Genomic DNA, 12,060 nt, shown 5'->3' with positions numbered 1-12,060 from the left:
TATCATATACACTGCTATACCCATAATTTAATGTATCTGAGGGAAAAATGCATAACAATCGTTATTTAATTTTGCTCATCGTGTTTGTTGCAGGTGTGGCAGCACCTCTTAACCAGTTTAAAGTGCCGCCCATGATGCAGCAGCTGGTGGAGCATTTTGACATGAGCATTGAGGTCTCAGGATGGCTTATGTCCTTGTTTGCCCTTGTAGGGATGTTGTTTGCACTTCCTTCAGGTCACATTATAGGCAGAATAGGGATGAAGCCTTCCGGAACCATTGCCCTTTTGGCACTGCTTGCCGGATCTGTTATGGGTGGAACTTCAACCTCTTTGGATATGCTGATTTTCAGCCGTATAATCGAAGGGATCGGGCTTTGTCTCATTTCTGTTACAGGTCCTGCTGCTATTTCCGCATGGTTTCCGCCGGAGCGGAGAGGCGCGGCAATGGGCGTATGGGCAACATGGGTTCCTATCGGAACAATCATAATGTTTATTGCTGCTCCGGCATTCGGAGTATGGCAGAATGCGTGGATATTCACTTCTGTTTACACGTTGGTTGCACTTGCTGCTTTCCTTGTATTTTTTCATATGCCTGGTGGTTTCACTGTGAAATATAAAACAGACGGCAAGGTCTGTCGCTGGTCTTATTCAAACAAAAGCATCTGGCTTCTTGCTGCTGTTTTTATGATCTATAATATTGTTATTGTATCTGTAAAAACATATGCACCTATTTTTCTTGAGGAGGAACTGGGGCTCTCTTTGCTGAAAGCTTCGATGTTTACTGCTCTTATTATGCTTTTTTCTCTTGCTTCCGCACCCCTGTGCGGGTGGTTTTCCGATCTGCTCAAGTCAAGAAAAATAATTCTGATCTCAGGTCTTGTCATGGTCTGTTTTGTGATGCTTTTTCTTTTCACATCCGGAGTTACCGCTTTCCCTTTTCTGCTTATAATTCTTGGAATAACGGGGGGTATCGTGCCGACGGCAACTTTTTCATCTGTTTCAGAAATAATGAAAGAACCGCATCTTACCGGTAAAGGGATGTCTGTTATAGCGCTCGGACAAAATGCCGGAATGTTCTGCGGTCCGGTGTTATTCAGCTTTTTAGCAGGTCATTATTCGTGGCAGACGGCAGGGATTATAATGATTCCTCTTCTGCTGTGCGCCCTGATGGCATCATTTATGATAGATGTCAGATAGCAGTGTAAAACATTAGAGGAATAGAGACGGAGGCCCATTACTGCAGTTCTCGTTTCACTTTCATTTCACCTTACTGTTCGGATAATGATTGATTAATACGTTAATGGTTTTATATTTGATCAACAATGGTGCAGTTATTGTGAGTTTTATTAGCGAATCACTTCGTTTAAGAATAGTTCTGGTATTTGTTGTCTTCAGCATCCTTCTTGGCGGGGCGCTTGCTGCCGGTATTCTGATTTCAACTAAATATGCAGAAAAATACACCTTGAAGAAAAGGCTTAAACTCGAAACAGACAGGTATATTGAGTCAGTTGTTAATTCTCCTTTTTCCCCGGTGATTTTCAGTTCTGAGATCCTTTTGCCGGAATCTCCTTACATGACCTCATATCTGGGTGAAGACCTTCTTCCTGAATGGGCGGCAAAAGATCTTGCTGAGATTCCTGAAGGAAACTATGAAAAGCATAATGACAAACAGAACTATTATGTTGCCGTGAGAGATCTTGGAAACGGTCAGAGGTTTTATATACTCTTTAACGTTACCACACTGCTCACTGATCAGATTGCACTTAATGTTTCCAGAACTTATTTCACCGTCATCCTTGTGCCAGTGTTTATTGTGGGGCTTCTTTTCGGGATAGTAACTTCATACAAGACTGTGTCGCCAGTGGTACGGCTCACAAGAATCATAAAAGGCAGGAGATTAGACGGAAAATTACCAAAAAACCTCGCCGCAAATTTTAGGAATGATGAGGTGGGCTTTCTTGCAAAAGCCTTGGAGCATTCCATAAATGAAATGCAGTCCGCACTGGACAGGGAGAAGGCTTTTGCACGGGACGCCAGCCATGAGCTGCGTTCGCCTGTAACGGTGGTTCAGGGAGCTGTAAAGATACTGACTGAGGAACCGGAATGCAGCAGTGAAAAAACGCAGAATGTTATTTCCCGTATAAAAAGAGCAGCGCTTAATATGGAACACCTGATTAACTCCTTTTTGTGGCTCTCCCGTCAGGAAAGGCATGAAAGCGGCAGCTCATGCAGGGCTGCATCGGTGATAAGGGAAAGTGTGGAAAATAACAGCTACCTGATCAGAAACAAGCCGGTTGAAGTGAAGGTCTGCGAGTATGCGGGTATTGTCCTGCCTGTGGCTTCTGAATTTTTCTACATTGTCGTGAGCAACATAATAAGAAATGCCATTACCTATACAAAAAAAGGAGAGGTAGTGGTTTCAATACACGAAACCTATATATCCGTGAGAGATACTGGTCCGGGTATACCGCAGTATGTAAGAGACAGCTTAAATGATGCAGAGGGAGTTGCCATGGCTGATGGATTTGGCTTTGGGCTCACTATTGCGCACAGGATGTGTACTCAGTTGGGCTGGAAGCTTGAGCTTAAGTCTGATGGGAAAACAGGTTCTGATGCTGTCATTTATTTCGGCAGCAACGCATCCGTTTCCGGACAGCGTAAGATGCCTTTGGAGGATTGAATGCGTTTGAACCGAAGAGAATTTATCAAAACGGCAGCGGCGGTTCTTACCGCTCTGACATGGAGCCCTGAAGTGTTGGCGGAAAGCGGAGAGAAGGTTATTGTTCATGCCACACATTTCGGTCCTGTTAAGGCTCATGTCAAGCAGGGGAAAGTGGTGAAAATTGAAGCTATGGGAATGGATATGGATCCTGTGGACATTCTCTATGCTTTGAATGAGGCCATTTATGCTCCGAACAGGATTAAGTATCCGTGCGTAAGGAAAAGCTATCTGAACGGTTCAGACAACAGGCATTTGCGTGGCGCTGAAGAGTTTGTACGGGTTAGCTGGGACGATGCGTTTGATCTTTTAGCCGAATCACTTGTGAAAACAAAACAGAGATACGGCAATGAGTCTATTTTTAAATCCACCTACGCCAGATGGGCTCACCCCGGCAGAATACATCAGGCAGCAGGGCTTCAGGGCAGAATGCTCGGTATTTTCGGCGGTTTCTGCGACACTGTGGGTGATTATTCAGCGGGAGCAGCAGCCCAGCTTCTTGCTTATGTAATGGGGGATATGGAGGTTTATAGCCAGCAGACTTCAAGGGAAGTGGTGCTGAAGCACACGGAGCTGCTTTTAATGTGGGGCACAGATCCTTTTAAGACAGACAAAATTGACTACCAGGTGCCTATACACACAGGCAATGAATGGTTCAGGAAGATGCGTGACAAAGGGATCAAGTTTGTTAATATCGACCCCACCAAGAGTGCCACAATCAAGGCACTGGGGAGCGAATGGGTGCCTATAAAGGCTGCAAGCGATGTGGCAATGATACTTGCAATGTGCTACACCCTGTATGAGGAGAACCTGTACAATAAAAAATTCATAAGCAGATATACTGTAGGGTTTGATGTATTTCTTAAATATCTCAAAGGTGAAACTGACGGCGTTGTGAAAAACGCAGAATGGGCGGAAAAAATATGCGGTGTGCCTGCGGAAAAAACAAAAGAGCTTTCCAGAATGAGCGTGAAACACAGGACTCTCCTTTCCGGAAGCTGGTCGTGTCAGAGAATTGAATACGGGGAACAGTTCCATTGGAGCCTTGTTGCTCTTGGGTGCATGATAGGGCAGATAGGGCTGCCCGGCGGGGGACTCTATTTCAATATGTCCTTCTGCGGCGCCGGAACTCCATACTCAGGTGCAGGCATTCCCCTTATGCTTTCTCAGAAAAAGAACCCGGTTGGGATTAATATTCCCGCTTCCAGAATGGCGGAACTTCTGCTTAATCCGGGCAAAACAATCGCCTATAACGGGCGGAGACTCACCTATCCAAATATAAAACTTGTCTATTCCGCCGGGGTAACGCCGATAGGTCATCACCCCGATGTGAATAAGCTCATCGAAGGGATCCGCAGGGTAGATACTGTGATCACTCATGAACCATGGTGGACACCCACTGCAAAATATTCCGATATAGTGCTTCCTGTGGCGACCAGCTTTGAACGAAATGACATCTCTTTCGGCTCATCCTATGGCGTTGAATATATTTTTGCCATGAAAAAGGTTATAGAGCCAATGTTTGAGGCAAAGCACGATTTTGATATTTTTCAGGAGCTTTCAAAAAGGCTCGGCTTTGAAAAGGAATTTACCGAAGGAAAAACCGCCGATGAGTGGATTCGGTGGAGCTACGGAAAAGTGAAGTCACATGTGCCTTTTGAGGAATTTTGGGAGAAGGGGTACGTCCATTTTACTCCGCCGAAGGACAGTATTGAATATGTACGCTATGCTGATTTCAGAGAAGATCCTGTTAAAAATCATCTTCGCACCCCTTCAGGAAAGATAGAGTTATTCAGTGAGAAAATAGCCTCATTCGGTTATAGCGACTGTCCGGGGTATCCTGTATGGCTGGAGCCCACAGAGGGAATTAACTCTCCGTTGGTAAAGAAATATCCTTTCCAGCTCCTGACTCCCCACCCTGAGCGCAGACTGCACTCCCAGCTGGACAATACTTCTCTGAGTGTCAAATACAAAGTTGACAAACGGGAGCCTGCTCTTATTAACAAAGGCGATGCCTCAAAGCTGGGTATTAAGCACGATGACCTTGTTGAGATTTATAATGACAGAGGCAGCATAGTTTCCTGTGCATTCCTGACAGATGATATTGTGTCCGGAGTTGTGGCAGTGGCGGAAGGTGCATGGTATTGCGCTGAAAACCCCTTAAAAAAGAATTCCAGATGTCTTTCAGGTCAGGTGAATGTATTGACATCGGATCGTCCCACATCACGTTTTGCACAGGCTATCTCTGCAAATACCTGTCTTGTGGGAATTAAAAAGCTTAAAAAAACTCCTCCGGAGAACACCGCATATGAGTGTCCTGTGATTCTGGACTTTGTGAAATAGGTAAAAAGCTTCAGATTACAGAAGAGTTGGAGATGGTTTCTGCCTGTGAATATTTGTTTACAAGGGCGCTTCACTAAAGTTTCACTGATATGGAACTAATATTGTCAAATAATGCGGGTGATTTGATGGAAAATAGAATGCAGGGATCTGAAGGTATGAAACTTTTGCTGGTTGAGGATGATCCGGATATCTCAGAAAACATCATAGATTTCCTCGAAAGGCACGGGAACAGTCTGGATTATGCAATGGACGGGGATTTTGCTCTGGAACTTCTGCATGAAAACAACTATGACGCTGTGATTCTTGATATTAATCTGCATGGATTAAACGGATTTGAGATCTGCAAAAGAATAAGGCAGAACATGCGCCTTAAGATACCTGTGCTGATGCTTACTGCAAGGGTTATGCTTGGCGACAAGGTGCAGGGGTTTGAGTCAGGTGCAGACGATTATCTCACAAAACCCTTTGACCTTGAGGAGCTTCTTTTAAGGCTCAGGGCTCTGACAAGGAGATACAGGCAGTGCGTTGCAAGTGTTTTCAGGGTTGCCGACCTCACTCTTGATCCTGAAAACGGATTGGCAGAGCGTGACGGCGTACGCATAACTCTTCCCCATGCCTGTTTCAGGATATTGCTGCGCCTCATGGAGAAATATCCGGGAATAGTCACAAGAGAGGAGCTTGAGTTTGATATATGGAAAGATCAGCCTCCCATGAGCAACTCACTGAAATCACATTTTTACATGCTGAGGCGGCTTGTTGATAAACCATTTGATAAACAGCTCCTTCACTGCATACGAGGCAGAGGATACAAAATTGACGATAACTATGCGGAGGCTGCTTCTGACAGATGTTATTAAATATTTAAAATCACTCTATCTTACTGATTAAACAGTTCATATCCGCTCAGTATATCTTTGTCTATTTTTATTAATAATTAATTTTCCCCTAAAATATAAATGTTGTTTATGTTTTTATTCATCTGTCTATGTCTGATATTAAAAATATATCAGGAACGTATGTTCTTTTAATAATAAATTATACTCATACAAATAGTTGGTCTTATTTCACTTTCGTTTCACTTTCTGTCTGGTAGCTTTTTTCAGAAACTACAGCATGGTTATCCGGAATATGGTTGCCGGATTTTATTTATACATTTTAACAAAGGAGGAAGTATGCGCTACCTGTCGGTTATGTGTATGCTCTTCTGTTTTTTATTGTCCACGCTGACAATGAAGGCGGAAGCATTTGAGAACGGCGCGTCTAACACGCCGGACAGCTGGACGCAGCAGGTCTCTCCCGGACAGTTTAAGGAGAGCTACGAAGGTATAGGTCTTACAGATGACACTAAGGTCTACCTCACGCTGACGTCACGCTACAGACTGCGTACAAACGACTACGCAGACGATCAGGACTTTTATCAGTATCTGAGAGTCCACACAGATTCAGTTAAGCTTGGAGACGGAACGGTAAGATTTGCCGCTTTCGCAAGATTCGCTGATGACATTGACGGAGACCACAAGAAGAGCTGGGGCGATGATTACTACTATTATCACCGTGACGCTCTTGATACCCAGCTCGGCTACGATGACTGGGCTCCGAGACTTTACCACGGTTATGCTCAGTTCGACGGCGTAATCAAGAACACAGTCCTCAACGTAGGACGCTTCTATCTTTCCCACCAGAACACCTTCCAGCTTGACGGAGCAGACGCTTCAGTGAAACTCGGTGATATGGTTGAGGTCTATGCCTTCGGAGGCAAGCCCGTAAGCTACTATTACGATATTGATGACGACACCCTCTTCGGCGGCGGAATCAATGTAAAGGTGATGGAAACAACTAAGATAGGCGCCGAGTATGTCCGTCTTGATGTAACAGACATAGAAGACGACTACACTAAGCTGAGAGTTGATCAGGCTATCCCTAACGGTAATGTTGTTCTTGAGTACACGCTTCTGAATGATGCTGCCACAGTGAACGCCGAAGGCGTGTATGAAGTAGCAGCCACAGGCACTATCGTCACGTTGAAGTATGAGGGTCTTCTTGACGAGGTTGACTATGAGAACTCTTACGTAGTGAACCCTCTGACGAATACTCTTCTTGCTGCAAGCAAGTACAACAAGTATGAAGCTGCAGTTTATCAGTCATTCCTTCAGAACTTCGCAGCGGGTCTGGCTTATGAGGCTAAGGCAGTGGGCGGTAAAGAGAACTTCGACAACCGTGATTATTCGAGAATCAAAGGTAAATTCGACATTTTCGGACTCCCTTCAGAGAACACTTACATATCGTTCAGTGTAGACTACTGGGACATCAAGAACACAGCGGACTCAGACGACAACGAGCGTCTTCAGTACGGTGTTCAGATAAGCCAGAAAGTAGGACGCACTATGGATGTATGGGCAGGAACCTCCTTTAACCGTTACGAGTATGACTACGTAAACGACAAGAGGAAGGACTCCGTAAGAAGCTACTATGTCGGCGGACAGTATCAGCCTGTGCAGTACTTAAGCCTTATGGCTGACTTGAGCATGGAAGACACAGAGTTCTATGATGATGTTGATTCCAGCCTTGACAAGAACTACACGGCAGAGCTGTGGGCTAACATTATTTTCTAGGGAGGAGATTTATGAAAGCGAAGATAACTGTACTCTCTATGGTAATGGGTATGCTGCTTATAGCGATGTATGCCTTTGCTGTGGAATCCAATAAACCCTCCAGCCATGACATGTCATGGATAGACAGACACGGTTCAGCGAGTAAGGTAAACAAGCAGGAATGCCTTGAGTGCCATACAGATCAGGTTAGCTGTATCCAGTGTCATCAGGAGGTATCTCCGAGAAACCATACGCCTTCGTGGACAAAGAAAGGTCACGGACTTGAGGCTAGATGGGACAGAAGCTCATGTACGACCTGCCATAAGGAAGACAGCTGTATAGAGTGTCACAGCGTAACTCCCCCTGCGGATCACAGACCCGGCTGGGGCGGTTCGGGAGCTGGCCTTCAGAGACACTGCAACAACTGCCACTACCCTGTGCAGGACAACACATGCTTTGTATGCCACAAAACGGCGCATGCGCCTAATGCATACTGAAAGGCACAGGGATGTGCCTCACGGAGCTGATGTTATGCAGGACTGCATAATATGCAGTGAAGTGGAGTATAGCACGGGTTTATCCCGGGCGTAACGTTGCTCAAAAACGCATGGAAGCAGTTTTTGGGTCGGTAATTAGGAGGATAATATGAGTCTTAAAGATAAACTTAATCAGGTAACCCGCCGTGATTTCCTTAAGGGAGTGAGCGCAGTAGGTGCGACAGCAGCAGTTTATGGCTGCGGCGGCTCCGGCGACGGCGGAAAAACATACATGGAAGAGGATGAAGAAAACCGTCCCTCCGCACCTGCGATAACAGAAACGGCTATAATAAGCTGCATCCCTAACGACTGCGGCGGCGGGTGCATTACAAAGCACTATGTTAAAGACGGTGTAATTAAAAGAATCGTGACAGATGAACGTGAAGATCTCGATATGAATAATGGAGATAAACCTCAGTTCAGAGCCTGCGTACGCTGCCGTTCAAGAAGACAGTCATTCTATCGTAAAGACCGTGTTCTTTATCCTCTCAAGCAGACAGGGGAGAGAGGCGATCTCAATGGGTTCGTAAGAATCACATGGGAACAGGCATACACGGAAATAGCACAGAAAATGCAGGAGATAAAAACTGTCCACGGCAGAGGCGCATACCACAAAATCCATGCCGCAGGCGACTTCAGCGGCTGGTCATGGTACGGTGTAAACAAGCTTCTTGTACTTCATAACGGCGGATATACAAAACACTACGGTTCTTACAGCGTACCTGCTGTTGTACATGTGGGCGCACTCATTGAAGGTAAAGACTATTATCTCCCTTTGGCAAACTCAAGGCAGGATGTGCTTAATACTGATCATCTTGTTCTTTGGGCGTACAACCCCATGGAGACAATCTACGATACAAACACAGGCTGGTATCTTACACAGTGTAAGGAAAGAGGTATCCCTGTAACTGTTATTGATACAAGGCTTTCCAAAACTGCAGCAACTGTTGACGGTGAGTTTGTCAGTACCATGCCTTCCACAGATGCTGCACTGATTACTGCAATGCTTTACCACATCCTGAAAAATCATTTTGATAAGCTTGATGTTGATTTTATCAATAAGCATCTTTACGGCTTTTTTGATAACGGCAACAGTCTGCTTCATCCTGATGTGGATGCGGCTAAATATGCAGTGCCGGACGGCGGTTCACTTTCAGCGTTCATTATGGGTGATGAAGGTGACCTTTTAACAGGCGGATATAACAATAAAACCTCCATCTATCCCGATACTATTGGCTACAACGTCAACCCTGACGATGTGCTTTACGGCAAAAGCGTGCATATATGGGGTCAGAGAGCGAAAACTCCCGAATGGGCAGAGAAAATCACTGGTGTTCCCGCTGCAAAAATCCGTGAACTTGCGGAACTTTATCTGACGAAAAAAGTTACCACTCACATTGGGCTCGGCTATCAGCGCCACACAGAAAGTGAGCAGGCAGTATGGCTTAACCGTGTTCTTTCTGTTGTTACGAAAAACTTCGGCGACGCCGGACGCTCTTCAGGGTTTGTTGTTGCTGCGAAAGCCGGTGCTTATGGACCTGACCCAGCTGATATGTTCCTGGCTAACGAAATAGCCATGAGCGGGCTCTACGCTGAAGACAGGATCACTTCTCCTGTTTCTTACATGCCTACTGCATGCAGAGTGAATGTTCCTGCATTCGTTGTACCGGATGGATTCGATAACGCCGGAACAGGTAAATCAAAATGGAATGACGGACAGGTAAAACGCCTTCCTGCTAACTTCGGTAAAGCAGTTTTTGTTTCCGGCGCAAACATCATGGTAAATAACAGCGGTGATGTTAACTATAACTGGGAAATATATAAGGATAAATCAAAGTGCGAGCTTATTGTAAACTTTGAACCTTTTATGACTGCATCTGCAACCATGTCTGACTACATACTGCCTTCAAAAATGATCGGTGAAAAACCCACATTTATAACAGGCTGGTTTGGTCAGGATACACTTATCAGGTCTAATGTGGTTACGGAAGCACCCGGCGAAGTTCTTGACGAGTACACCATATGCGCCGGAATAGCTGAAAAGCTTGGTCTCGGCAATGAATATCTGGGTGACTATGCTCTTGGTGAAGAAGGTATGGAAGCCAGACTTCGTGCAGGCTGGGATGCCTCTGACCTTACCACTGTTTACGGTATGACTTATGACGAGATCTGCAAAAAAGGCGCTGCCGAGATAGCAACTCCTGCGGAAGCTGCAATCCAGTATAAGGCTTTCAGAGACGACCCTGAAAATAATCCTCTTAAAACTCCCACAGGCAAGTTTGAAGCTTACTGCCTTGGAATGGTTGAGGATTATGAAGCCAGATATCATGATAATATCGATAACATAACATCCGATAACGGCTCAGGAGACTTTGACCTTCCCAACAGCGGCTCGATATTCTCTGCTCACCATGGCGATAACACAGGCAGAAGATTTGTTTATCCTATCCCTATGTATATTCCCACAGTTGAGGGAAGACATGCGGTGGATATAACGGAGCCCGGTCATGAGCTTGCTCACGATGACCCCGCAGGTTCAAACAGCAAAGGCTACGAATTTACTCTGCACAATTATCATAAAATGTACAGAACTCATGCTACGCACAATAACGTTGCTTACCTTAATGAGCAGTATAAAAAAGATGCTGACGGTAACGCAGCTTTCCTCAAGCCTGAACGTGAATGGAAAGACGGTGTATGGGAAGACGGTATCTACGAACCAATGTGGATAAGCCCTGCTGATGCTGTAACTCTGGGAATCCAGGAAGGAGACAGAGTCCTTCTGAGCAATGACAGGGGTAAAATGTACGCTTCTGCTCATATCACAAACAGAGTTGCGTCCAAAATCGTTTATGTTTCAGAAGGCGGCTGGTTTCAGAAGAATAGCTCAGGAATTGATGTCGGCGGCTGCACAAACACTCTTATGACAGCCAGACCAGCAAGAATATGTAAAGGTATGACATCGGGCAACGACTGCCGTATCAAAATCGAGAAGGCGTAGGGAGGATTAAACCATGGCTAAACAGATGGCATTTTACTTTGACCAGAATAGATGCATGGGCTGCCACGCCTGCGTTGTAGCGTGCAAAGACTGGAATGACGTTAAACCCGGCAAAGCGAGCTGGAGAAGGCTTGGCGTAACCGAAAGCGGCTCTTTTCCGAATGTAAAGGTTTTTAACCTTGTGCTTTCCTGCAACCATTGCGCAAACCCTGCCTGCACGGCAGCCTGCCCCGTGGGTGCAATTTATAAGAGAAAAGAGGACGGCATAGTCATAGTAGACCGTGACAAATGCCAGAACATTCGTTCCTGCGCTGTAGCGTGCCCTTACGGCGCTCCTCAGTTTGGAGACGATGAGTCCGAACCTGTTAAGAAAGCAAGCTGGGCGGTAGCTCACCCTGTGCAGAAATGTACTTTCTGCTGGGACAGGCTTGATGATGGTCTTGCGCCTTCATGTGTGGCTGCATGCCCCCAGAGAGCGCTTGACTTCGGCACAGTGGAAGAGATCAGCGCAAAATACCCCACCGCAGTAAGAACCGCTGTAGGTATGCCCGATTCCTCCAGGGATATCAACGGTAACTCCCTTACTTCAGGAGATACAGTACCCTCCATCTTCTTTAAACCGAAGAACTAGGAGCCATAACAGAATAAGCAGCCGCTTTTTTCACAGAGGCGGCTGCTTTCTTTTTGAAGCCTGCCATTTTAAAATCTTTTGTTTATTTGACATTGTTTGAATACTGTTACTCATCTATTCTTTCTTGACTGGGCGGAGTTCGCCTTAACAACAGAGATGCCCAGAGGCAGAATCCTCGGTGTAAGTCAAGACCACAAATTTTAATTGTTTTTCTGAAGAGGCAAAGTTACGCCTCTTTTT

The 12,060-nt window shown here is 45.6% G+C and carries 8 protein-coding genes; all 8 read left to right on the top strand.

All coding sequences use genetic code 11. From position 1 onward, the window contains the following. Positions 1–47 precede the first annotated feature (47 nt). The 8 genes from ACYRYY_RS05030 (at position 48) to ACYRYY_RS04995 (ending at position 11,820) form a co-directional block, all read left to right on the top strand. Positions 48–1,196, top strand: a complete 1,149-nt coding sequence (locus ACYRYY_RS05030) for an MFS transporter (RefSeq protein WP_460214453.1) — start codon at positions 48–50, stop codon at positions 1,194–1,196. Between the two features lie 139 nt (positions 1,197–1,335). After that, positions 1,336–2,679, top strand: a complete 1,344-nt coding sequence (locus tag ACYRYY_RS05025; protein WP_460214452.1) for a sensor histidine kinase — start codon at positions 1,336–1,338, stop codon at positions 2,677–2,679. Next, positions 2,680–5,061: a molybdopterin-dependent oxidoreductase gene (locus ACYRYY_RS05020; RefSeq protein ID WP_460214450.1), complete on the top strand. Its 2,382-nt coding sequence runs from the start codon at positions 2,680–2,682 to the stop codon at positions 5,059–5,061. Between the two features lie 155 nt (positions 5,062–5,216). Continuing rightward, the gene (locus tag ACYRYY_RS05015; RefSeq protein ID WP_460214448.1) at positions 5,217–5,918 is read left to right on the top strand and encodes a response regulator transcription factor; all 702 of its coding nucleotides are present in this window, start codon (positions 5,217–5,219) and stop codon (positions 5,916–5,918) included. Between the two features lie 315 nt (positions 5,919–6,233). After that, on the top strand, positions 6,234–7,673 hold the full coding sequence (locus ACYRYY_RS05010) for a hypothetical protein (RefSeq protein ID WP_460214447.1): 1,440 nt from the start codon (positions 6,234–6,236) through the stop codon (positions 7,671–7,673). 11 nt (positions 7,674–7,684) lie between these two features. Beyond that, positions 7,685–8,149: a hypothetical protein gene (locus ACYRYY_RS05005; protein ID WP_460214446.1), complete on the top strand. Its 465-nt coding sequence runs from the start codon at positions 7,685–7,687 to the stop codon at positions 8,147–8,149. Positions 8,150–8,297: 148 nt separating this feature from the next. Further along, complete coding sequence (locus ACYRYY_RS05000) at positions 8,298–11,189, top strand: molybdopterin-dependent oxidoreductase (protein WP_460214445.1); 2,892 nt, start codon at positions 8,298–8,300, stop codon at positions 11,187–11,189. Between the two features lie 13 nt (positions 11,190–11,202). Continuing rightward, the gene (locus ACYRYY_RS04995) at positions 11,203–11,820 is read left to right on the top strand and encodes a 4Fe-4S dicluster domain-containing protein (protein ID WP_460214444.1); all 618 of its coding nucleotides are present in this window, start codon (positions 11,203–11,205) and stop codon (positions 11,818–11,820) included. The last annotated feature ends 240 nt before the right edge of the window (positions 11,821–12,060 follow it).

Source organism: Geovibrio sp. ADMFC3, assembly GCF_054687035.1.
Note: the sequence above shows the minus strand (reverse complement) of the source record. Positions and strands in the feature narration are given on the sequence as shown.

Bases quoted from the DNA above. Each gene is read 5' to 3' on its own strand.
- ACYRYY_RS05020 (WP_460214450.1), top strand. From the start codon at position 2,680: ATGCGTTTGAACCGAAGAGAATTTATCAAAACGGCAGCGGCGGTTCTT.
- ACYRYY_RS05010 (WP_460214447.1), top strand. From the start codon at position 6,234: ATGCGCTACCTGTCGGTTATGTGTATGCTCTTCTGTTTTTTATTGTCC.
- ACYRYY_RS05005 (WP_460214446.1), top strand. From the start codon at position 7,685: ATGAAAGCGAAGATAACTGTACTCTCTATGGTAATGGGTATGCTGCTT.
- ACYRYY_RS04995 (WP_460214444.1), top strand. From the start codon at position 11,203: ATGGCTAAACAGATGGCATTTTACTTTGACCAGAATAGATGCATGGGC.
- ACYRYY_RS05000 (WP_460214445.1), top strand. From the start codon at position 8,298: ATGAGTCTTAAAGATAAACTTAATCAGGTAACCCGCCGTGATTTCCTT.
- ACYRYY_RS05015 (WP_460214448.1), top strand. From the start codon at position 5,217: ATGAAACTTTTGCTGGTTGAGGATGATCCGGATATCTCAGAAAACATC.
- ACYRYY_RS05030 (WP_460214453.1), top strand. From the start codon at position 48: ATGCATAACAATCGTTATTTAATTTTGCTCATCGTGTTTGTTGCAGGT.